21 protein-coding genes are annotated in these 24873 nt (G+C 36.5%); 12 read left to right on the top strand and 9 right to left on the bottom strand.

The features are described 5' to 3' along the window. Positions 1–5 precede the first annotated feature (5 nt). From KM149_RS10320 to queC, 4 genes are all read right to left on the bottom strand, one after another. The gene (locus KM149_RS10320; protein ID WP_165545074.1) at positions 6–605 is read right to left on the bottom strand and encodes a hypothetical protein; all 600 of its coding nucleotides are present in this window, start codon (positions 603–605) and stop codon (positions 6–8) included. A gap of 188 nt (positions 606–793) precedes the next feature. Then, on the bottom strand, positions 794–1507 hold the full coding sequence (gene queE, locus KM149_RS10315; protein ID WP_165545073.1) for a 7-carboxy-7-deazaguanine synthase QueE: 714 nt from the start codon (positions 1505–1507) through the stop codon (positions 794–796). Continuing rightward, positions 1500–1931: a 6-carboxytetrahydropterin synthase QueD gene (queD, locus tag KM149_RS10310; protein WP_050331632.1), complete on the bottom strand. Its 432-nt coding sequence runs from the start codon at positions 1929–1931 to the stop codon at positions 1500–1502. Before queD ends, queE begins: the two co-directional genes overlap by 8 nt. Beyond that, on the bottom strand, positions 1928–2599 hold the full coding sequence (queC, locus tag KM149_RS10305) for a 7-cyano-7-deazaguanine synthase QueC (protein WP_103356097.1): 672 nt from the start codon (positions 2597–2599) through the stop codon (positions 1928–1930). Before queC ends, queD begins: the two co-directional genes overlap by 4 nt. 267 nt (positions 2600–2866) lie before the next feature. Between queC and KM149_RS10300 the strand changes: the two genes are divergently transcribed. The 6 genes from KM149_RS10300 to ltaS all read left to right on the top strand — a co-directional run bounded on the left by KM149_RS10300 (position 2867) and on the right by ltaS (position 9444). After that, a complete protein-coding gene (locus tag KM149_RS10300; RefSeq protein WP_103356096.1) occupies positions 2867–3460 on the top strand; it encodes an anthranilate synthase component II in 594 nt (197 codons plus the stop codon). Continuing rightward, positions 3444–4577: a chorismate-binding protein gene (locus tag KM149_RS10295; protein ID WP_241415377.1), complete on the top strand. Its 1134-nt coding sequence runs from the start codon at positions 3444–3446 to the stop codon at positions 4575–4577. Before KM149_RS10300 ends, KM149_RS10295 begins: the two co-directional genes overlap by 17 nt. 2 nt (positions 4578–4579) lie before the next feature. Beyond that, positions 4580–5191 carry an aminotransferase class IV gene (locus KM149_RS10290; RefSeq protein WP_241415376.1) on the top strand — a complete coding sequence of 204 codons (612 nt, stop codon included), beginning with the start codon at positions 4580–4582 and terminating at the stop codon, positions 5189–5191. A gap of 228 nt (positions 5192–5419) precedes the next feature. Then, complete coding sequence (locus KM149_RS10285; RefSeq protein ID WP_165545070.1) at positions 5420–6100, top strand: carboxyltransferase domain-containing protein; 681 nt, start codon at positions 5420–5422, stop codon at positions 6098–6100. Further along, positions 6100–7104, top strand: coding sequence for a 5-oxoprolinase subunit C family protein (locus KM149_RS10280; protein WP_241415375.1), 1005 nt, complete (start codon positions 6100–6102; stop codon positions 7102–7104). The genes KM149_RS10285 and KM149_RS10280 overlap by 1 nt, the downstream gene beginning before the upstream one ends. A 402-nt stretch (positions 7105–7506) precedes the next feature. Further along, positions 7507–9444 (top strand): polyglycerol-phosphate lipoteichoic acid synthase LtaS, encoded by a 1938-nt coding sequence (gene ltaS, locus KM149_RS10275; protein ID WP_182280473.1) that lies wholly within the window; start codon positions 7507–7509, stop codon positions 9442–9444. A gap of 217 nt (positions 9445–9661) precedes the next feature. On the opposite strand, the gene KM149_RS10270 is transcribed toward ltaS, so the two are convergent. After that, the gene (locus KM149_RS10270; protein ID WP_050345974.1) at positions 9662–10477 is read right to left on the bottom strand and encodes a ZIP family metal transporter; all 816 of its coding nucleotides are present in this window, start codon (positions 10475–10477) and stop codon (positions 9662–9664) included. A gap of 111 nt (positions 10478–10588) precedes the next feature. On the opposite strand from KM149_RS10270, the gene KM149_RS10265 reads away from it, so the two are divergent. The 6 genes from KM149_RS10265 to KM149_RS10240 all read left to right on the top strand — a co-directional run bounded on the left by KM149_RS10265 (position 10589) and on the right by KM149_RS10240 (position 19158). Beyond that, complete coding sequence (locus KM149_RS10265) at positions 10589–12469, top strand: ABC-F family ATP-binding cassette domain-containing protein (RefSeq protein WP_241415374.1); 1881 nt, start codon at positions 10589–10591, stop codon at positions 12467–12469. 10 nt (positions 12470–12479) lie between these two features. Further along, positions 12480–14261 carry a DNA helicase RecQ gene (recQ, locus tag KM149_RS10260; protein WP_050331621.1) on the top strand — a complete coding sequence of 594 codons (1782 nt, stop codon included), beginning with the start codon at positions 12480–12482 and terminating at the stop codon, positions 14259–14261. A gap of 404 nt (positions 14262–14665) precedes the next feature. Beyond that, positions 14666–15625 carry an ABC transporter ATP-binding protein gene (locus tag KM149_RS10255; RefSeq protein WP_050331620.1) on the top strand — a complete coding sequence of 320 codons (960 nt, stop codon included), beginning with the start codon at positions 14666–14668 and terminating at the stop codon, positions 15623–15625. Continuing rightward, positions 15622–17136, top strand: a complete 1515-nt coding sequence (locus KM149_RS10250; RefSeq protein ID WP_165545065.1) for an ABC transporter permease/substrate-binding protein — start codon at positions 15622–15624, stop codon at positions 17134–17136. Before KM149_RS10255 ends, KM149_RS10250 begins: the two co-directional genes overlap by 4 nt. 319 nt (positions 17137–17455) lie before the next feature. Next, a complete protein-coding gene (gene hisC / locus KM149_RS10245; RefSeq protein ID WP_165545064.1) occupies positions 17456–18505 on the top strand; it encodes a histidinol-phosphate transaminase in 1050 nt (349 codons plus the stop codon). A gap of 98 nt (positions 18506–18603) precedes the next feature. Further along, positions 18604–19158 (top strand): 5' nucleotidase, NT5C type, encoded by a 555-nt coding sequence (locus KM149_RS10240; protein ID WP_182280476.1) that lies wholly within the window; start codon positions 18604–18606, stop codon positions 19156–19158. Positions 19159–19228: 70 nt separating this feature from the next. Here KM149_RS10240 and KM149_RS10235 read toward each other — a convergent pair whose 3' ends face one another. The 4 genes from KM149_RS10235 to queF form a co-directional block, all read right to left on the bottom strand. Further along, a complete protein-coding gene (locus KM149_RS10235; RefSeq protein WP_165545062.1) occupies positions 19229–20158 on the bottom strand; it encodes a diacylglycerol/lipid kinase family protein in 930 nt (309 codons plus the stop codon). A 189-nt stretch (positions 20159–20347) separates the two neighbouring features. Then, positions 20348–21850 carry a peptide MFS transporter gene (locus KM149_RS10230; RefSeq protein ID WP_050331615.1) on the bottom strand — a complete coding sequence of 501 codons (1503 nt, stop codon included), beginning with the start codon at positions 21848–21850 and terminating at the stop codon, positions 20348–20350. Positions 21851–22533: 683 nt separating this feature from the next. Continuing rightward, positions 22534–24039, bottom strand: a complete 1506-nt coding sequence (locus KM149_RS10225) for a peptide MFS transporter (RefSeq protein WP_165545061.1) — start codon at positions 24037–24039, stop codon at positions 22534–22536. 318 nt (positions 24040–24357) lie between these two features. After that, positions 24358–24858, bottom strand: a complete 501-nt coding sequence (gene queF, locus KM149_RS10220) for a preQ(1) synthase (protein ID WP_050331613.1) — start codon at positions 24856–24858, stop codon at positions 24358–24360. Positions 24859–24873 lie beyond the last annotated feature (15 nt).

Below are 24873 nucleotides of genomic sequence, written 5' to 3'. Positions count from 1 at the left end.
ATGGTTTAATCATTTTTGGGTAAAATAAATATTTTTTCAATCGTTAATGTTGCCCAAAAGCCGACGTATACAATTACAAAAAGGTACCAAAAAGGCGTAAGGCTGACCATTGTAATCATTGATAAGAGAATCAAAGTGCCACCCATCCAAATCGGATGTTTTATTTTTAAAACTTGATAAAATTTTGAAAAACACGGTGAGTTTAACGTGGTTGAAAATTGTAATATCCCACCAAATAGGAAGATGGCAGGGGCTAAATACGGTACAGACATATAAATTGATGCTTCAGATGACCGTGCCAAAATGACAAATAAAATACTAATCATAATGGTTAAAACACCAATAAAGAATTTTTGATGTCTAATTTTAAATGTATGATGCGTGTAATCTAAATGATATTGTAAGATCAACCATGTTAAATACATTAACATCGTGGCGAGTGTGATAAAATTAAGCTTATTCAATAAGATTGGGTTCACGAAACTACTTAACGTGAGTGATAGAATTACCGAACTGAGTCGAATATATCGATAGTGATGTCGATGTAAATCAACTAATAATGTCCCAATCACGATAATAATGTTTAAGATGACAAATAAGGCCATTATGTTCTCCTAACTATTCGCAATTCATTTTTCCATTATATCAATCTCATCTCTTATTGGCATTTAATAACACTTTAAATCTTTATAAAATTTAATAGATGAAGGAAAATCGTCATGCAGACAGTTCTCCTTCATCTATTTATCCCCATCATTGTAGAAGCGTAAAATGGGCGATTGGATGGCTTGAGTTAAACGCCTTTTTTATTACTCCAAACTAATGTATGCAATTGTGGCAACACGTATACTTCATTCATTTCTGCATCTTCAGTGACACGATCAATCAGTTGTTCATAACGTTCAAGTAATTTTTGGGTATGGTGTTTGACATGATCTTCAAGATAAGGATTTCCAACTTGTAAATAGAAAGGAAGATGAGGATAGCGATGATGAATCATTTTAGCAAATTCATAATCCGCATCATCAAATACAACGACCTTTAAATTAATCTGTGACACGTCACATTGCGCGATCACATGATCTAGTCGTTCCAAATCTTGTTTCATACCCGAACTTGGTGGTTTCGGTGAAATCGTTAAATCATCAATTTGACGCATCCAAGGTTGGAAATGGCTTCCTTGTGTTTCAAGTGCGGTATGGACGCCGTGAGATTGACAAACATCGACTAATGCTTGTATTCCTTTGATGAGTGCAGGATTTCCACCTGAAATCGTGACATGATTAAAGCGATCGCCACCAATCGCTTTAAGTTGGTCGAAAATGGCTTCAGCGGACATCATTTGGATTTCATCTTTCATGCTGCCATCCCAAGTAAATTTGGAATCACACCAACTACAACGAAAATCACATCCAGCTGTGCGCACAAACATTGTCTTTCTACCGATAACACGACCTTCACCTTGGATTGTAGGACCAAAAATTTCGAGTACAGGTATTTTAGCCATGATTTGGCTCCTGTTTTTTCGGTCGATAGACGACATAGCTTGTAGGTGTTTCGCGTAAAAAGATTTGAAGACATTTTGGCGCATGTGGTAAATCTTTTAAATGTTCAGCCACAATTTCGTAAATCGTTTGCGCTACGATTTCAGTAGAGGGGCTTTTGCCTTGGAAATGTGTTAAATCATTCAATAAATAATGATCAAATTTATCATGGATAAGACTTTTAAGCTCACTAAAGTTAATGAGGAAACCAAGTTCATCTAAGGCATCGCCTGCTATCGTAATATTTACAAAATACGTATGCCCATGAACGCGCATGCATTTACCTGCACGTTCATCAGGGATAAAATGTGCAGCTGAAAAGTTAAAGTCTTTATTGAGTTCGTACGTATAATCATGATTTACAGATGGATAAATTTGTTGCATCATGATTTTTCACTTCCTTTCTCAGCAAGATATTGTTCGAGACCGCGTTGACGTAAGCGACAAGCTGGGCATTCGCCACAACCTTCTGCGATGATGCCGTTGTAGCAAGTAAGTGTACGATAACGCACATAATCAAGTACACCTAATTCATCACTCAATGCCCATGTTTCTTTTTTATCTAACCACATTAATGGTGTATGAATAACAAAGTCGCGTTCCATCGATAAGTTGAGTGTGACATTCATTGATTTAATAAAGACGTCACGGCAATCTGGGTAACCTGAGAAATCTGTTTCACAGACACCTGTAATAATGTGTTTCGCACCAATTTGATAGGCGAGTGCACCGGCAAAAGAGAGGAAAAGTAAGTTTCGCGCAGGGACAAAAGTATTAGGTATTTGTTCATTGGTCTTTATTTGCATGTCATGCGATGTCAGCGCATTTGGTGTAAGTTGAGATAATAAACTCATATCAAGAATATGATGTTTAAGCCCTTGATCCTCTGCGATTGCTTTTGCAACTTCTATTTCTTTCGCATGACGTTGACCGTATTCAAAAGTAACCAACTCCACCTCTTTGAAATGTTTTTTCGCATAAAAGAGACAGGTTGTACTATCTTGGCCACCACTAAATACAACGACTGCTTTTTCATCATTGAGCACCTTAGACATAATTGTTTCGCTCCTTATTTTATGTAGAGATCCTAAAATAAGACATAAAAAAAGCCGTCTCTATAAAAAGATAGACGGAAGGTGTCTAGTTTTTTATAGAGGGTTAGAAGCTAGGAACCTCTTTAATTCAATTACGTTCCATACTGTAATACATTTAGGCACAGAAATCAAGTCATCCTAATATTTTGAAATGATATTAGCTAGAACTTTGTCAATTATGCGCACATTTGTGATAATAGAATTATTAAATAAAAATGAGGCAAAAAAATGATAGTCATGATAGATAATAAAGATTCATTTACGTATAATATTGTTGATTATTTAGAGGTGGAGAGTCAGCAAACAGTAAAAGTCATTGATGTCGATGAGGTATCTCTTCCTATGTTGGAGCAGTTAAAACCGAGTGCCATTGTGATTTCTCCAGGGCCTGGTGCACCAGTAGATTATCCAATATTGTTTGACGTGATACGCACATTTGAGAAAGAAGTTCCAATTTTAGGCATCTGTTTAGGATTTCAACTTATCGTGACGTATTATGGCGGAAAGATTATTCACGCCCCACGTCCAGTCCACGGTCATACGACACGTTTGCATCATGACGGGTCAACGTTGTTTCATGCGTTGCCTAAATCTTTCAACGTGATGCGTTACCATTCATTAATGGCTAATCCTAACACAATCCATACGCCTTTAGTCGTTTCAGCGTTGAATGAAGATGCCATTGTGATGGCTGTGCGCCATATACAGTGGCCCATTTACGGTTTACAGTATCATCCGGAGTCCATTTTGTCAGAGTACGGACATGAACAAATGAGAAATTTTTTAAGAAAAGCAGGGATCATCGATGGTTGTGAAGTTTAATTATAAATATTATAGCGACGCAGATACAACGACATCTTATCGATATCGTTTTGAGCATCCCATTGAGAAAAGGATTGCTTATGAAATTGAAGAAGTTGGCTCCTTAGTTGATGAAGCTGAAGCCTACCAACGAGAAGGCTATTATGTCGCACTTTATTTGCCTTATGAGGCAGCGCCTTATTTCCAACGTGACTTCATCACACATACACCAGAGCACCATATTTATGCAGCCTATTATGTGTTTGATGCACCAGTGAACGCTGTTGAAGAGGGAGAAGGGCCTGAGAAGGCGGGCGGACGTTTTCATTTCGTGACACAGCCCGAAACCATCAAGCAGCACATTCGTAAAATTCAAGATGAAATCACTGCTGGGTGGACATACCAAGTCAACTATACGACGCGCCTTAAAAGCTTTGATGCGTTGTCGATCTCAGCTTTGTACCAACGCTTTACTCAGAGCGCGAATGGGGACTATACCGTATTAATAGATACTGAAGAAATTAAAGTAGCATCTATTTCACCAGAATTATTTTTTCAGTTAGGAGATTTCGAAACAAATTCTCGTACAGTGGTGAGTAAACCGATGAAAGGGACGATGCCTCGAGGGCTTACGGTTGAAGATGATCAAGCTAATGAACAAGCGTTAAGATCTTCGTCAAAAGATAGAGCCGAAAATGTAATGATCGTTGATTTATTAAGAAATGATATTGCTCGTGTAGCGAAAAAAGGGACTGTTCAAGTGAAACATCCATTTGCGATTGAACGTTATCAGACTGTTTTTCAAATGACAACAATGGTCACAGGGGAAATTTCAGATGACACAACTTATCAAGATTTACTACGCGCTCTATTTCCTTGTGGTTCGATTACCGGGGCACCTAAAATCAATACGATGCGTATCATTCACGAACTTGAAGCGACACCCCGTCATATTTATTGTGGTTCGGTAGGATTACTTCATCCGAATGGACGCGCGATTTTCAACGTACCCATTCGGACGATCGAACGGATCAATGAAGTTTTTTATTACGGTGTAGGTGCAGGCATTACAATTGATTCTGATCCCGACAAAGAATATGAAGAATTTTGTACGAAAACTAAAATATTAGAGGGGTAGTTATGAAATTATTTGAAACGATGCGGCTTGAAGCGGGGCAGATTTCTCGCCTTCAATATCATTATAAAAGAATAAAAAGTGCGAGCCAGTCATTAAACATCCCCTTTGATTTTGAACGATGGCAACACAATTTGAAGCATGTTCAAAATCAATATCCCAGTGGACTGTATCGGGTCAAGTTGATTGTGCATCAATCTGGGGAGATGCAAGTTGAAGTCGGTGCGCTTGGTGAAATTAAAAAGATGACCTCGCAGTTGATGCCATCAAAAAATCAAGTGCCTACGTGGCAAAGAATCTACAAAACGTCTGAACGTGATTATTTGGCACATAATCATACGACACAGTTAGCGCTTTTTTATGATGCGGATGGAAAAATTTTAGAATTCGATATAGGGAATGTTGTCGTCGTGATTAACGGGCAATCTATCACGCCCAATTACGCCCACGATTTTTTACAAGGGTGCATGCGTCAAATGCTACTAGAGCAACATAAAATCATAGAGCAGTACTTTACCGTGGATGACTTGTTAGAAATGTTACAACAAGGTGGCCAGTTGTGGATGATTAATAGTTTACGTGAATGGGTCCCTATTTCACTTGAACTAAAGAATTAGGTGATTTTATGATAGTGGTATATTTATTAGGATTTATGATCGTACTCTGGCTTGGCCAATGGATAGGGAATCAACTTGTTTTTCGTCAAAAGCGTATTTGGGCCTATGTATGGATGATATGTGTAATCATAATTCAAGGGGGAATCATATACGGGTTGATAAGTGAATTGGCCCCCCGTGCCATTGAGGTTTTAAGCTTATTTTATGATAATTAATAGAGGTGGAAAAATGAAAGTATATAGTCAAGGGGATCAAGCGATAGTGGTCTCTTTAAAAGGGGCTGTCACGCCAACAGCGACACAAAGGTTACTGATGATTCGTAATTATTTAGTCGCTCAAAATTATCCATATATTACTGAAATTGTCCCAACGGAGACGGATATGCTCATTTCTTATGATGGATATATGATGATGAGACATTTAAAAATAGCGTCTCCTTTTTTACATATGAAATCGCTTATTGAACATATTGATATCAGTGATGCTGTTTTTGAAAAACAACAGCGCTGTATTAAAGTACCAGTGGAATATGGGGGTATACACGGTTTGCATTTTGACAAAATCTTAGCGGAGTTGAATATGGATGCACAAACTTTTATTCAACTACACACGGAATCAGACTATTTCGTATCAATGATGGGTTATTCGCCAGCCTTTCCTTATTTAACGGGCGTTGATCCTCGCATTATAGTCAACCATATGGCGAATGAGCCACGCGTGATTCCTGCGGGTTCTATTATTATGGAAAATAATAAATGTGGTATTACAACTACCGAAACGTATGGCGATTGGTTAGTGATTGGGCGTACGCCATTACAATTGTTTCAACCCAATAAAAAAGATTTTGCAAGAATTTCGTTAGGAGACCAAGTGAAGTTTACAGTTGTATCGCAAGGAGGGGATGTATAATGGCCATTATCATAGAAGATAGTGGGTTGTTTTCGAGTTTTCAAGATTTTGGAAGACAAGGCTATGAACATATGGGTGTCATTCGAAGTGGGGCACTCGATGTGCTTGCTCATGAAATTGCGAATCGACTCGTTGGTAACGATCGGAATGAAGCAACGTTAGAAATGACACATAAAATGGCTAAAATTCGATTCACGGAGCCGACATTAATTGCTTTCTCAGGTGCACAAGTTTTAGCACATATAGACGAAATGCAAGTTCAAGTTAATAAACTGTATTTATTGAATAAAGGCGATGTGCTTTCTTTTGATCATTTACATCGAGGTGCACGTGTATATCTTGCGATTGCAGGTGGCTTTGAACTGGATGAATGGCTGAATTCGACTTCAACTGACATGATTTCAGGAATAGGTGGGTTTCAAGGTCGTCGTTTAAGAGATGGCGATACCGTCAACATGAAGCGTGATTATAACGAAAGGCATCATCAATTGTTTAAAAAATTGGAGGATCGAAAGACTGTGTCATGGGGTGTTGATGGTTATGCGCTCTCTTTTAATTATTTATCTGATGTTGTGCATGTCATCCCGAACAAAGGTACAGAAGACTTTGAAGAACCTATTCTCAAACGCTTTATCCAAAGTGAATACCAAATTTCGAGCAAGGCCAATCGTATGGGAATGATATTAGAAGGACCATCCATTAAAGCCTTTTACAAAGATATGCCCCCACATCGGTCAGTCAAACGAGGTACCATTCAAGTTAAGAAAGAAGGCGCACCAATTGTATTGCTTAATGATCATTATACGTTAGGCAGTTACCCACAAATTGGGACAATCGCTTCTTATCATCTATCTAAAATTGCACAAAAAAGTCAAAGTTCAAAAATTAAATTTCAGTTTATTGATGTGTTACAAGCTGAACAAAATTTAGTGAAGTATCATCAGTGGCGGAAGCAATTATTCCAAGGAATAGAGTTTAGAATGCAAAGCGAGTTGTTAAAATAAGCGTTTAAATGAGTTAAATATGGAAGATGCAGAAATACAACTATGGGCCGAGTCATTTAAAGCGTGATTTCTGTATAATCATATACGTTCTAATTGTGAACCTAGTATATTACAATTTTACATTGCATATCCTTGCATCAATTTAAAGCAGTGTTTTTTTAATATTGAGCTAATATAAAGCCAATATAAACCCGAAATGAAAGCCATTTTAATCTCACTCAAACAAACGGCTTTCGCTTGAATTTTTGTCTTAATGGGTATATATTGTTATATTGAACTTAATCATGTATATTACAAGAATATTACATATTAATAAAGCTTTTAGTGGAGAATTTTACAAATTTAGAGAAATTGTTAAACGATTGAATTTTAATCAACAGATAAAACGACGGGGGAACAAATATGGTAAAAGGAAAAAAAAGAATAGGTATATTTACGTTTTTCCTACTGACGGTTTTAACCATCGCATTAAAAACGTATTTTGCTTATTATGTTGACTTGTCACTTGGTGTTAAAGGGTTAACACAAAACTTAATTTTGCTCATGAACCCATATAGCTTAGTTGCATTGCTATTGAGTGTGTTCTTATTTTTTAAAGGTAGAAAAGCCTATTGGTTTATATTTACAGGAGGTTTCTTATTAACTTTCTTACTTTATGCCAATGTCGTCTATTTCCGATTTTTCTCAGACTTCATTACTTTTAGTACATTGAACCAAGTTAGCAATGTGGACTCAATGGGCGGTGCTGTTGGGGCATCATTCCAATGGTATGACTTTGTTTATTTTATTGATACATTTGTGTACTTATTCATTCTTATTTTTAAACAAAAATGGTTAAGTAAAAATGTATTCCATAAAAAATTCGTGCCAGTTGTGATGGCAACAGCGATTGCTTTATTTTTCTTGAATTTAGCATTTGCAGAAACAGATCGACCAGAGTTGTTAACACGTACATTCGACCATAAATATTTAGTCAAATATTTAGGACCTTATAACTTTACAGTTTACGATGGCGTGAAAACAGTTCAAAACAATCAACAAAAAGCATTAGCTTCTGAAGATGATTTAACAAAAGTGTTGAATTACTCTAAGCAAAAAAATGTTGAACCCAACATGCAGTATTATGGTAAAGCTAAAGGCAAAAACGTCATTAAAATCCACTTAGAAAGTTTCCAAACCTTTTTAATTAATAAAAAGATTCATGGACAAGAAGTTACACCATTTTTGAACAAACTTTCTTCTGGTAATAATGACTTTAGATACTATCCGCATTTTTATCACCAAACAGGTCAAGGTAAAACATCGGATGCTGAGTTTACTATGGACAACAGTCTTTATGGTTTACCACAAGGTTCAGCTTTCTCTTTAAAAGGAGATAACACATTCCAATCATTACCAGCTATCTTACATCAAAAAGAGGGCTATACAACGAATGTTATGCATGGTGACTACAAAACGTTTTGGAATAGAGATCAAGTATATCGTCATTTTGGTATTGATAAGTTTTATGATGCGACATATTTTGATATGTCACCAGAAAATCTTGAAAACTTAGGTTTAAAAGATAAAGTCTTCTTCAAAGAGGCAGCATCATACTTAGATAAAGAAAAACAACCTTTCTATTCTCATTTAATTACGTTAACGAACCATTATCCATTTACGTTAAGCGATAAAGATGCATCGATTCCGAAAGGGGATACAGGTAACCCAACCGTCGACGGTTATATTCAAACTGCACGTTACCTAGATGAATCTTTAGAAGCATTTATTAACGATTTGAAAAAACGTGGTTTATATGATAACTCTGTGATTATGATTTATGGTGACCATTATGGTATTTCTGAAAATCATAATAAAGCGATGTCTCAATTGTTAGGTGAACCGATTACACCAGCGAAGTTTAATGATTTAAATGCGACTGGTTTTTGGTTAAAAGCACCTGGTGTTGAACCAAAAGTGGATGAAACATATGCAGGCCAAATTGATGTGATGCCTACATTACTTCACTTAATGGGCATTGATACGAAAAACTATTTAATGCTTGGTACGGATATGTTGTCTAAAGACCATAAACAAGTGGTACCATTCCGTAATGGTGATTTTGTAACAAAAGACTATAAGTATGTAAATGGTAAGGTATACAGCAATAAAGACAATCATCCAGTAGAAAAACAACCTGCTGATTTAGAGAAAAATAAAAAACAAGTTGAAAATGACTTAGAAGTCAGCGATAAAATTTTAAATGGCGATTTATTCCGTTTCTATAAAAATCCAGACTTCAACAGAGTGGATCCATCTAAATATAAATATCCACAAGGTCCAAAAGCAGACATTAAGTAATAATTTCAATTTGTATAAGGCTATTGTTATCAAATAATGACATTGTGTTTAAGCGTCAATGTCATTGTGGAATATAATTTTCTCATTTGAGATATTAAGGGGTTGAGACATATAAATGTCTTGACCCCTTTATTTATGGTTAGTCATCCAATGCCGTATAAAAAACAAAAATCCGATTGTTCCAACAAAGTGAACAATCGGATTTTAATGTGCCCTATTAGCCTAGCGCAACATCGAGTATCATCATTATGGTAAAACCGAGCATCAAACTCAAAGTTGCGAGGTCTGTATTATCCCCTGATTGTGAATCAGGGATCAATTCTTCAACAACGACAAAAATCATTGCGCCTGCTGCAAAAGCTAATGCATATGGTAATATTGGCGTCACGACCAAAACCGCTGCGGCACCTATTGCTGCAAAAATTGGTTCGACGAGTGCTGAAGCTTGTCCGTAATTAAAAGCACGCCACTTTGTTTGCCCTGATGCATGTATAGGAAGTGACAATGCAGCACCCTCAGGAATGTTTTGTATGCCTATCCCTATTGCCAACCCTAAAGCGCCAAGCCATGTTGCATGCGCATTTCCAGTTGCGATACCGCCGAATGCAACCCCAATTGCAAGTCCCTCTGGTATGTTGTGCAAAGTTATCGCGAGCAATAGCAATGTGTTTTTATCTAAGTGCGTCTTGACACCCTCTTGTCTTTGTGACGCTTCTCTCGCATTGCGATGGATATGCGGGATGACCCCATCTAAAGAGCGGATAAATACGCCCCCAAGAAGAAAGCCAATCGTAGCAGGTAACCACGGCGTCGCACTGTCAGCACTGCTTTCAATAGCAGGCTGCAAAAGTGACCAAAAACTCGCAGCAATCATAATGCCGGCTGCAAAACCTTGCATTGAACTCAGTACACGTGCATTGACCTTTTTAAAAATAAATACTACTGCAGCCCCTAATGCAGTTAAAAGCCAAGTCACGATACCTGCAATGAGCGCTTGAAGAAAGGGCGGTGCATTTGAAATATATTCCACCAAGCACACCTCTCTTTATATCATTTGTTCCAAAAAAAGTGTATAATATATAGAACTGATTTAAGGTTAACAAATAAATACGAGTAAATCTATAGGAAAAAGGGTGCATGTGTTGTGGAAGCGTATAAAATTGAACACCTCAATAAATCGTATGCGGATAAAGTGATATTTGATGATCTTCATCTATCCATTTCTCATCAAGAGCGAATTGGATTAGTAGGGATTAATGGAACAGGTAAGAGTTCGTTATTAAAAGTGATTGCAGGTAAAGACGATGACTTTGATGCCGAACAGTCGCATCCTAAAAATTATCGCATTCGTTATGCTGCACAAAATCATGATTTAAATCCCGAGATGACAGTGTACGAAACAGTATATGGTGCAAACTCTAAAGAGTTACAAGTCATTAAGCGTTATGAAGAAGCCACTGCAACTTATGCTGAAGTACAGAGTGAACAGGCTTTTGATGCAATGATGGCAGCACAAACAGAAATGGACAATTTAGGCGCATGGGATTACAGTGCCGAAATTAAAACGATACTTTCTAGATTAGGTATTCATGATACAACACGGCAACTCGGATCTTTGTCAGGGGGCCAACAAAAGCGCGTTATTTTAGCACGCACATTAATTGAAAAACCAGATTTACTGCTTTTAGATGAGCCGACAAACCATTTAGATTTTGAATCTATCCATTGGCTTATCCAGTTTGTAAAATCTTACCCGAAAACAGTTGTATTTGTAACGCATGACCGCTACTTTTTAAACGAAGTGGCGACGCGCATTGTAGAACTAAAGAATGGTCAGCTAGAAACTTATCCGGGTAATTATGAGGCCTATATCGCGATGCGTGCAGAACGTGAAGAAATTGAAGTACGACAACAAACCAAGCAACGTGCCCTATACAAACAAGAACTTGCGTGGATGCGTGCGGGTGTTAAGGCGAGAACGACGAAACAACAAGCGAGACAAGATCGATTCCATGATTTAGAAAAGCAAGTCAATGCACAAAAATCACAAGAAAAAGGGTCACTAGGTCTTGCTTATTCCCGTTTAGGTAAACAAGTTTTTGAACTTGAAAATGTAACGAAAGTGATCAATCAACGCACGTTATTTGAAAATATTACAACATTGATTCAAAAAGGGGCACAAATTGGTATTGTTGGACCGAATGGCGCCGGTAAAACAACATTGTTGAATATTTTAGCAGGAGAAGACACAGCATATGAGGGTGTCGTTAAAGTGGGCCAAACGGTTAAAATTGCTTACTTTAAACAAACAGATGAGCGTTTAAATCGAGATATTCGTATGATTGATTTTCTGCGAGAAGAGAGTGAGTTAGCCCGTCAAAAGGATGGCACAACCATTTCGATTACACAGTTGTTGGAGCGTTTTCTCTTTCCAAGTGCAACTCATGGTAAAAAAGTATATAAACTGTCTGGTGGAGAACAGAAGCGCTTATATTTACTTAAATTATTAGTTCATCAACCGAATGTTCTATTATTAGATGAACCGACGAATGACTTAGATACTGAAACATTGACGATTCTTGAAGACTATATTCAAACTTTTGGTGGAACAGTCATTACCGTAAGTCATGATCGTTACTTTTTAAATAAAGTCGTCGATTGTTATTGGTATATTCATGATGGGCAATTTGATGTGATATTAGGACAATTTGAGGACTATCTTGCTTATCAGAAACAATACGTTGAAGCATCAACCCAAGTGAAAGATTCGAAAGATACCCCAAAAGAACAACCGAAGAAAAAGAAAAAAGGATTATCATATAAAGAAAAAAGAGAATACGACATGTTAATCGTTAGAATTGATGAAACAGAAACACGTCTCAAAGCTATTGACGAAGAGATGATTGAAGCCAACGCAGATTATTCCAAAATCAAAGTATTGAGTGAAGAAAAAGAAGCGCTTGAGACGCAATATGATTTAGACATCACGAGATGGAGTGAACTAGAAGAAATTTTAGAACAGTAAGAGGGATAATATGGAGCAAACACTGTCGCATTATTTTGGATACCAAAGTTTTCGTCCTGGTCAAAAAGAAATCATTGAATTGATTTTAAATCATCATCACACATTAGGTGTTTTACCTACTGGGGGTGGTAAATCGATTTGTTATCAAGTGCCAGGACTGATGTTAGAAGGTACAACGATTGTAATCAGCCCGTTAATTTCATTAATGAAAGATCAGGTCGATCAATTGAAAGCGATGGGCATTGCAGCGGCTTATTTAAATAGTAGTTTAACTGCACAAGCCCAAAAAGAAATCGAACAACAATTAGTCGATGGTGAATTAAAATTTTTGTATGTCGCACCAGAACGATTCGAGAGTACGTATTTTGAAATGCTGTTGCGCCGTGTCAATATTGCACTTGTCGCATTTGATGAAGCACACTGTATATCGAAATGGGGCCATGATTTTCGTCCGAGTTATCAAGCGGTCATTCAACGTGTCCTAGCTATGCCTCAACATTTTGCGATTATAGCACTTACTGCGACTGCTACAACGGAAGTACAACAAGATATTATGTCGCGCTTGATGATTCATCCTAATCATGTCGTAAAAACGAGTATTAGACGTCGTAATTTAAAATTTCAAGTCAATGCAACTTATCAAAGACAAAAGTTTATTGTTGATTATGTTAAAAGTCATGCGAAGGTTTCGGGCATTATTTATTGCTCTACCCGTAAACAAGTAGAGGCGCTTTATGAAGCACTTGAGGATGTAGGTGTCGCTTCAACTTATTATCATGCAGGGTTAACATCTAAGCAAAGAAATGAAGCACAAAATGATTTTTTGTACGATCGTATTCGCGTCGTTATCGCCACAAACGCCTTTGGTATGGGTATTGATAAATCGAATGTACGTTACGTTATTCATTACAATATGCCGGGTGATTTGGAATCATATTATCAAGAAGCGGGGCGTGCAGGCCGAGATGGTTTAGAAAGTGATTGTATATTATTGTATAGTGATCGTGATATCAGTTTACATCAGTATTTTATTAGTAGTTCAAAAGCGGATGATGATTATAAGGAACGCATGGGTGAAAAGCTTACGAAGATGATTCAATATACTAAAACAAGTAAGTGCTTAGAAGCTACACTCGTTCATTATTTTGAGCCCAATGAAAAATTAGAAGAGTGTCAACAATGTAGTAACTGTGTTGATAAAAATAAAACGTATGACATGACAAATGAAGCTAAAATGATTGTCAGTTGTGTTGCACGTTTAAGACAAAATGAAAGTTATCAAACAGTTATTCAAGTCTTGCGTGGTGAAAAGACAGACTACATACGTCATCACGCGTATGAGGCACTTTCCACATATGGCATCATGAAACATTATACGACAGGTGAATTACATCATTTAATTGACGAATTGCGCTTTAAAGGTTTTTTAAATGAACACGATGAAATTTTGTTGTGTGATCAATCTGTCGAGACGTTATTGTATGACGAAACGAAAATTTATACGACACCTTTCAAACGAAAATCAAAAGAAACCGTTAATATTAATACTGTCGAAGGTGTAGACCGCATTTTATTTGAAAAATTAGTTGAAGTACGTCAACATATGAGCGAAAAAATGAATATTCCACCGACGAATATTTTTACGGATTATACATTAGAAGCATTTGCGAAACGTAAGCCACTTTCAAAGCAAGATATGATTCAAATTGAAGGTGTAGGTAGTTATAAATTAAAACACTACTGTCCTGAATTTTTAACAGCGATTCAAGATTATAAAATGCATAGTTCATAAATAATAGTCGGAATGCTTTTATTAAAGACGATTAAAAGAGCTAATTTAAGATAGGTCGTTATAGCAGTAGATAAATATTAAAACAGCACAGAAAATCCAGTCTGTGTTGTTTTTTTATTGCTTTTTTGAGGCGATGTTTTTGTAAAGGCAATTAAAAAAATTTGATAAATGCATGCGATAAAATAGGTTAGGTGATTGATATCCATAATGGTGTTAAAAGAAACAGTTTATATAAAATTGAATGCTACTTGTAACGTATTATTTTATTGATTAAGCTCGATTAAAAATTAGAGGCAAATTGAGTTATTTTTTCAATGAATTATGATTTAATAAGTATAAGTTTCAAAGTTTGGGGTAATGAGCTATATAAATGAAAATCAATAAAATAGAGAACGAGGGATTCAATGATTAAGTTTAATAATGTAACGAAACGTTACGGTGATAAAGTCGTTGTTGATCAAGTCGATATGGAGATTCAAGAAGGCGAATTTTTCGTTTTAATTGGACCATCAGGATCGGGCAAAACGACAACGATGAAAATGATTAACCGTCTTATCCCCTTATCAGACGGCTATATTTACTTTAAAGAAAGACCTATTAGTGACTATTCTGTGTATGAGATGCGCTGGGATATGGGTTATGTGTTACAACAAATTGCTTTATTTCCACATATGACAATCCGTGACAATATTGCGCAAGTTCCTTTAATGAAAGATTGGTCTAAATCAAAAATTGATACGCGTGTTGATGAATTGTTGGAAATGGTAGGTTTAGAACCTGAGCAATTTAGAAATCGCAAACCTGACGAATTGTCTGGTGGTCAACGTCAACGTGTCGGTGTCGTTCGTGCACTAGCGGCGGATCCACCTGTCATTTTAATGGATGAACCTTTTAGTGCTTTAGACCCGATTACACGTGAAAAGTTACAAGATGATCTGTTAAGCTTACAAAGTAAAATCAAGAAAACAATTGTTTTTGTGACACATGATATTGAAGAAGCTTTCAAGTTAGGCGACCGCATATGTTTACTTAATCATGGACGCGTTGAACAAATTGGGACACCTAATGACTTTATTAAAACGCCTAAAAATGATTTTGTACGTCAGTTTTTAGGAAACTTGACCGGTGTGGTATTAAATCATTTTACACTTGGAAAAGTAGCCGAACTTGCAGGAAGAAAGCTTGATACGAACGAAGCATTAGATTATCCAGTCGTCGATCATAATCAAGCGGTCAGTGACGTCTACCGCGAACTCGTATCACATGATGCAGTTATTGTTTCGGTTGATGCACAATCTTGGTTATTGTCGCGACAAGATATTTTTAGCTTCTTATCAAAAAACCAGGCAGGTGAATCTGTATGAATACCATCCTCAATACTTTAAGTGATCGCAAAGGGGAATTATTAGCCCGATTACTTGAACATATTCAACTGTCTTTTGTTGCATTACTGATTGCAGTGCTTATCGGTGTGCCACTTGGAATCCTTTTGACAAAAACAAAGAAACTGTCAGAAATTGTGATTAATATTGCTGCTGTATTACAAACGATTCCATCGCTAGCGCTACTGGGCTTGATGATTCCATTGTTTGGTATTGGAACAGTGCCGGCTGTTATTGCTTTAGTTGTGTATGCCTTATTGCCTATTTTACGTAATACATATACGGGGATAACAGGTGTTGACGATTCATTAGTTGAAGCAGCTAAAGGGATTGGTATGAAGCCTATGAGACGACTCACTAAAGTAGAGTTACCTTTGGCGATGCCTGTCATCATGGCCGGGATTCGCACAGCAATGGTATTGATTATTGGTACTGCGACCCTTGCAGCTTTGATTGGTGCTGGCGGTCTTGGGGATTTAATCTTATTAGGAATTGATCGTAACAATACGTCATTAATTTTAATTGGTGCGATACCAGCTGCGATTTTAGCTATTTTATTTGATGTCGGTTTAAGAATACTGAGCCACATTTCTTATCGCAAAATGTTAATCACATTGGGTGTGATTTTACTTGCGATGTTCCTTGTTACTGTGGCACCGTTGTTGTCTCACAAAGGTGAAAAGATTACCATCGCCGGTAAACTCGGAACAGAACCTTCTATTATCACAAATATGTATAAAATATTGATTGAAGATCAAACAGATTACACGGTCGATGTTAAAGATGGTATGGGTAAAACGAGCTTTTTATTCAATGCCCTTAAATCTGATAAAATCGATGGCTATCTTGAATTCACGGGTACGGTGTTAGGCGAGTTAACGAAAGAATCACCACACTCAAAAGATGAAAAAGAAGTGTATCAACAGGCGAATCAAAGTCTTGAGAAAAAATTTGATATGACTTTATTAAAACCGATGAAATATAACAATACGTATGCACTTGCGGTTAAACGTGATTTTGCAGAACAACACGGTATTAAGGCGGTCAGTGATTTACGAAAAGTGCAAAGTGAAATTAAACCTGGCTTTACCTTAGAATTTAATGATCGTGAAGATGGTTATCCAGCTATTAAGAAATTGTATCACTTGAATTTTAAAAATGTGAAAACGATGGAACCTAAATTACGTTATCAAGCTGTCGAGAAAGGTGACATTAATCTCATTGATGCATATTCAACGGATGCAGAATTAAAGCAATTTGATATGGTCGTATTGAAAGATGATCGAAAAGCTTTCCCTCCTTATCAAGGGGCACCATTATTTAAAAAATCATTTATTGATGACCATCCAGATGTTGAGAAAGCATTAAACAAGTTACAAGGCAAAATTTCTGATGAAGAAATGCAAGAAATGAATTATCGTGTTGCTGAAAAAGATGAAGATCCATATCAAGTTGCAAAAGACTACTTGAAAAAAGAAGGACTCATTCATTAAAAAGCATAACGAACGATACGTGTGTAAAACATCATGAGAAACTCAAAATATAACTTACGCTTTTGAATGGTTTGAGACGGGATAGGCCGGTAAATCTTCTGTAGATAGAGATGATCCTGCTATCCCGTCTTTTTACATTTAATCAAAAGGCGTGCAATATACCCTAAAATGTAACTATAATTAACATGTAGCGTATATGAAATGTTTTATAACAAGTAGGACTATCGATAATGATGGCCACACACTCTAGCATTTTAAAGTAAAACTCGTTATAATAGTTAACATATTTAAAAAATTCTGACATATAGGAGGGCTAGAGATGAAATCTCAAATTTCTAAATTACGCGCTTATCAACCAGGCTTATCACCAGAAGGACTTAAGAAAAAATATGGCATTGCAGGTGAGCTATATAAACATGCTTCAAATGAAAATGTATATGGCCCTTCTCCATTGGCAAAACAAGCGATTAAGGATCATGTAGATGATCTCTTCTTATATCCTGAACCCAATGCACCTCTTTTACAACAAGCCATTGCTTCTCATTATGGTGTAGATTCATCACAAGTTATTTTTGGAGCCGGCCTTGATGAGATGATTGTAATTATTTCTAGAACTATGGTTCGAGCAGGGGATAACATTGTTACAAGCGAAGGTACTTTTGGACAATATTTCCATAACGCTACTGTAGAAGATGCCGAAACAATCCAAGTGCCACTGATTGAAGGCGCATTTGATTTAGATGGTATTGCAGAAGCGGTAAATGAGGAAACAGCGTTAGTTTGGATTTGTAACCCTAACAATCCGACAGGTACTTATCATACACACGCTGAAATAGAAGCATTTTTAGAAAAAATCCCAAAGGAGGTAACCGTACTTTTTGATGAAGCATACGGTGAATATGTCACTGCAAAAGACTTTCCAAATACGATTGAGTTAATGAAAAAATATGATAATATTGCGATGATGCGCACGTTTTCTAAAGCATATGCACTTGCTGGTTTACGTATCGGTTACTTGGTTGCGACAGCTGAATTGGCTGCACAATTAAATGTATTACGACCACCATTCAATACAACACGTTTATCAGAGCAGGCTGCTTTAAAAGCGTTTGAAGATCAAGATTACTTACTAGAAGTTGTGGAACGTAATCGAATTGAGAGAGAGAAATTTGATGGTTTAGAAACTTCTGTAAAGCTTTATCCATCGGAAACGAATTTTATCTTTGCACAAACAGACCGCGCAAAAGAACTAGATGAACAGTTGCTTCAAAATGGTATCATTGCACGAGGGTTTCCAAATGGCGTGCGCATCACTTTAGGTTTTCCAGAGCAAAATGAAGTGATTCGCAAAGTTTTACAATCCTTTTAGTACATTGATACCCTAGAAATAAGGGCGTGTTATAGAGGCATCAAAACATGACTGTTTTGATAGCCTTCTAAATGAAATGAATAATAGGGAGCGATTAGATGAGAGTGTCAATTGGGATAGACATGGATGAGGTTTTAGCTGATACGACAGGAGCACTAATCGATGAATTTAATCGTCGTACCGAACTCGGTATAACAGTAGAACAAATTGTTGGACGTAAAATTTACGATATTATGCCAGAGCATACCGCAGAAATTCGTGATATTTTAGCGTCTGATGGGTTCTTTCGACGTTTAAATGTTATGAAAGATGCACAAGAAGTCGTTAAAAAGCTTGCTGCCCATTACGATATTTACATTGTAACTGCAGCGATGGATGTGCCAACATCTTTCCATGATAAATATGATTGGTTATTAACACATTTTCCATTTTTAGATCCACAGCAATTTGTTTTCTGTGGGCGTAAAGGTATCGTCGCGACAGATTATTTAATTGACGATAGCCCTAAACAATTAGCAATTCATACGGGCAAACCTTTAATGTTTACAGCGCCACATAATGAAGGCAATACGGACTTCGAACGCTTGAACAATTGGAAAGAAGTTGAAGCCTACTTTTTAAGTGATATTACTGAAGAAGAATCTTTATCATAGAAAGTCAGATTAAATTTAACAACACAATAAAACACATGTGTCAGTGACTTTTTGCTGACACATGTGTTTTTTATTGATTATTTTCAGCGGGTGGGGCTGTTAATAATTGAATCGCTTTTGGAATAATTTCAATCGTGGTTGGTGTTGTCATGTCGATTTCACCGTCGATATCGACGCGCATTTCAGGGTCAGTCGTAATTTTGATTGTATGACTGGAAATATGCTGGATATTGTCGCTAATTTCATTCCAAGTCATACTATCTCTTAAACTAAAAATATCTTTAAGGATGCTCATACTGTAGTTATTAAAGATAAAAGTGTTGAGTACACCATCTGAAGGAGACATATCTGTTAATGGGATTTTTCCGCCTCCAATAAATCGGCCATTTGCAAATAACAGCATTGAAGTTTCTCCTGAATACGTTTGCCCATCAATTTCTAAAGTATATTTAAAATGTTTAGGGTTGGTTATCGTTTTAAATGTAGAGGAGATGTAGCTTAATTTTCCGAAGAGGTCTTTTGATTTTCCTTTCACATTCTCCGCATTTTGCACCATCAAACCAATACCAGCAAAGTTGAGGGCGTAGCGATCGTTCACTTTCATGACATCATAAGTTTGCGGCGTCGCAACTAAAAGGTCATGACTCGCTTCCACGGCTTTATTCGTTAAATTGAGTGTCTTTGCGAAATCATTAAATGTACCGCCCGGAATGACGCCAATTGGAATATGGAGTTGGTGTTTGAGTACACCATTGATCAGTTCATTAACGGTACCATCGCCACCTAGAATAAAGAGGACCTCTATTTGTTCAATATTGTTATTGTCTTTTATCATTTTACAGTAGCGTTCAATGTCGCCTTCATTTTCACTTAGTTGGATGGAAAGCCTTTTACAAAGTTGTGAAAGTGCAACGGTCACTTCCCCTAAGCCTTCATGGATATTTTGAAGGCCTGAATGTTCATGATAAAAAAGTAAACCGTGTTCATATTTCGGGGTCATTGTGTTGACTCCTTTCGTTAATCTTAGTTCTCATTGTATATCTAAACGTAGTGTATGTTAATCATTTTAAACAGAATAGTGAATCTAAAAAGAGTAGGAGAAGTCTAAAGTTGAACTTAGATTTCTCCTACTCCTGCTTTACTTTATTGTATTTGAAAGTCAATCATGCGAGCCGTTTAAAGTAATGTGTTAACGAATACCTTTCATCGCTTTAAGAATAAGTGGTGTACCAAGTGCAACAAGTAATGCAACGACAACAGCTATACCGCCAATTAAACCAAAGTAGTTTTGGTCTCCAATAATCGGTTGTAGCTTTACGAGCTGTGCGTTAATGGCTTGTGCAGTTGCGTTTGTCAGTAACCATAAACTCATCATTTGTGAATTGAATTTTTCAGGCGCCAGTTTTACCGCAGAACTGTTACCTGTTGGAGAAATACACAATTCACCTATAACACAAATGAAATAAGATAGAACAATCCACATAAACCAAATTTCTGAGCCATTATATGCGTATATGACAACCATCATTAATATAAATGAAACGCCTGCTAATACGAGACCAATCGCAAATTTGATAGGTAGACTCGGCTCGAAACGACCTAATTTACGCCATAATAATGAGATTGCAGGCGCTAAAACGACGATAAAGAATGGGTTAATCGATTGGAACCATGTCACTGGAAAAGCACTATGCCAACCGAGCAAATTAAATGTAAGGTCTGCCTTTTCATCCGCATAAACATTAAGGACATTGGCACCTTGTTCTTGGATAGACCAAAAAATAACGCCGACAATAAACAAAGGAATAAATGCAATAACACGTGAACGTTCAACATCTGATGTGTCTTTACTAACAATCATGATGAAGAAGTATCCAATCGGTAAGGCAACGCCTAATATTAAAACGATAAAACTAATTAAATCAAATGTAAGCGTTCCTGTTGCGTATGTAACGCCAAGTAATATGAGTAAGAGTAAGCCTAGGCTTCCAAATGTGATGCCATATTTTTTCTTTTCTGATGGACTTAATGGGTGAGGTGCAGTTGTTCCAATTTCGCCTAAATTTTTCTTATGGAATAGCAAATAGAATAAAAGTGATAATGCCATACCAATTGCAGCAATAAGGAATCCACCGTGGAAGTTGCCCGTATTTCTAAAATGATCCAATACTAGTGGAGAAAGAAATGCCCCCATATTTACCGACATGTAAAAAATAACAAAACCTGAATCGACACGATCGTCACCTTTAGGATATAAGCGACCAACAATATTAGAAATGTTTGGTTTCATTAAACCAGAACCTACAATGATAAATACCATTGAAGCAAGTAATCCTGATAATCCAAACGGCAAACTTAAACAGATGTGACCAATAATAATCAATAATGCACCGTAAACCATCGAGCGACGTGTACCCAGTATGCGGTCAGCAATCCATCCCCCTAGAATGGAAGTCATAAAAATTAATGAACCGTAGACAGCCATCAACGACTGGGCAAAAGTTTTTTCAAGGCCTAAACCACCTTGACCTACATTGTAGTAAATATAGTATATCAGAAGGGCTCTCATACCGTAATAACTGAATCTCTCCCAAAATTCAACAGTATAGAGTACTCCTAAACCACGAGGATGTCCGAAAAAACCTTTTTGAGGAATGGTCTGGACAGCTTTTTCGTGTGATAATTCTGACATTTTAATCAATCCTTCCTGTCTGAACAAAGCATATAGAAGCCATTTTACGCCTGATATATTTAAATTTCAATAAGTTTCTGAAAATATAATACTGAAAATGTGAATTTTGTATGACGACAAAATATTTTGAATAATTTTAATTTTAACAATTTACCTATCAAGCGTGATTGAATGAATATGAAACGAAGTAGGGCACTATCTAATTGTGTGAATACTTTAAGATGCCTAAGTCGGTTCATGCTAGTGTTCTATTTGATCTAAAACACTAAAAAAAGACACTTACTAAGACAGCAGAGGTTATAGTGTTAGGGATTATTAAACTAACAACGCCTCTTTCATTCGTTTTAAATGGATTTATAGAATAAAAGGTTAAACTTTCCAGACCCTCATATGGTACCAAATAATAAAATAAGAAGAAAGTAATTGATTTTGAGTTTTTTATTAATAAAAACAAACAAAAATGACAAGCCAAGTTATCAAGCGTGAAATAATTTCGCAGAGTTAAACTTAATTAACACTTGATATGATAAGAGAGCCATAGCAGATTTAGGTCTACGAGTGGCGTTTTAGTAATAGGGAGATAACACTTTATCAGATAAGTAAAAACGGAAGTAGAACTGAAATCGAATCGATTTCGTCGTTCCACTTCCGCTTCTTATTTGTGTCATCGTTGAAGTTAAATGTTATTTAACACCTTGCATTAAGTTTTTAATAAATGGTGCGATACAAATTAAAATGATACCGATGAGAAGTGCGACTGCACCAGAAATTAAGAAATATTGATTTGTACTAATATGTGTATACATCGTTACCATTTGGGCGTTAATCCCTTGTGCCATCGCGTTAGATAAGAACCATACACTCATCATTTGTGCGGTAAATGCTTCTGGTGCTAATTTGGTAGTTGTCGATAAGCCAATAGGCGATAAGCAAAGTTCACCCATCGTTACAATTAAGAAACTCGCAACCAACCAAAATGGATTAATCAAATCAGCATCGCCAGGGATAACCATGATTAAGTAAGAAACTCCTGCTAAAATAACACCAATTGCAAATTTGATAACAGTAGGTGGATTAAAACGACCTAATTTTACCCACAATATAGAAAATAATGGCGCAAGCGTAATGATAAAGAGTGGGTTTAGCGATTGAAACCAAGCAGGTGGGATATGAAAATCGATGAGTCCACCAGTGACTTTTGCTAAATCAAGTTGCGTTTTAGTATCAGCGAATTGCGCAAGTACAGTTGAACCTTGCTCTTGAATCATCCAAAATGCAACCGATGCAATGAATAAAGGAATATAAGCATAAACTCTTTTGCGTTCATGATCGGCTGTTTTTTTACTTAAAATAATTTTAACAAAATAAAAGAGCGGTAAAAATACACCCAAAAGCGTAATAAAGTTTGCAAATGTGGCTATCGTTAACAGTTGTAATTGATTTAAAATAAAGCAAACTACTGCAATGACAACAGCCACAATAATAACGATTTTGATTAATTTTGAACGCTCTGCTTTTGTTAACGGATCGGGTACTTCTAATCCAGCAAGACCCAAATATTTTTTATTCGTGATGTAGTATGTAACTAATCCAATAAACATCCCTACTGCAGCAATAGCAAAGCCGAAGTGGAAACCGAGGTTCACTTGTGCCCAACCTACAATAAGTGGGGAAAGCAATGCACCTAAATTAATACTCATATAGAAAATTGTAAAAGCTGCATCTAAGCGTGGATCATTTTTTTCATACAATAAGCCTACTGTTGAGGAAATGTTAGGTTTCAACATCCCTGTCCCAATAATTAACACGAGTAATGCAATTAAAAGGATGACAAAGTTATTGGGTAGAGATAAAAGAATATGCCCGAGCATAATGAGTGTTCCACCGTAAAACAGTGCGTGACGTGTACCAGTAATACGGTCAGCAATCCATCCACCGATCACACCACTCATATAAACTAACGCACCATAAATAGAAACAATTTGTAGTGCGACACCTTGATCGAGGCCAAATCCGCCTTTAGCGATAGAATAATAAATATAGTAAGCTAAAATGGCTTTCATACCATAATAGCTAAAGCGCTCCCAAAATTCAGTAAAAAATAATGTACTTAAACCTTTAGGATGCCCGAAAAAACCTGTACGTGGCGTACTGTTCAATATTTCTTTCTTTGTGTAATGTGCGCCCATTAAAAAGTCCCCCTCTTCGCATGAAGTTAAAACCATTTTATAACTAAATTGTAGATTAAACAAGACAATGATTAATATGATATACAACTTAGCTTTAAATATTTCAAAGAAGCTAATTCATTTATGTGCATATTTTTAGGTAGGATAATATAGATTTAAAGTGATTTGTTATAAAAGAGGAGGACGCTCTGAGATATGAAACGCAGTTTTATCATAAAAAGGAAGCGCTCAGACGATTTTCTATTAAAATCATCTGAGCGCTATTTACTTTGGGATGGATGTGCTAGCCTCTTGTGCTTTAAATGTATTTAAATAAAATTATCTGTTATCAACTGTTTCAGGGTATAAATCATGATTCATCATGCGATAGTCGGCCATTTTTTCATATTTTGTTTCTGGACGACCATAGTTCGTATAAGGATCAATTGAAATACCACCACGAGGCGTGAATTTACCCCATACTTCAATGTAGTGAGGGTCCATTAATTCTATAAGGTCATTCATGATAATATTCATACAGTCTTCATGAAAATCACCATGATTACGAAAACTAAACAAATAAAGTTTGAGTGATTTTGATTCAACCATTTTTACATTTGGAATATATGAAATATAGATGGTAGCAAAATCAGGTTGACCTGTAATTGGACATAAAGATGTGAATTCAGGGCAGTTGAATTTAACAAAGTAATCTCGTCCCTGATGTTTATTATCAAACGTTTCTAATACGTCTGGACGGTAATCAAAATCATATGTGTTGTTTTGATTGCCGAGTAATGTAATATCCTTTAATTCTTCTTTTGAACGACCTTTAGGCATTGGTATGCCTCCTTC

Source organism: Staphylococcus coagulans, assembly GCF_022557135.1.
Taxonomy (GTDB): Bacteria; Bacillota; Bacilli; order Staphylococcales; family Staphylococcaceae; genus Staphylococcus; species Staphylococcus coagulans.
This window is presented reverse-complemented; position numbering and strand designations above follow the sequence as displayed.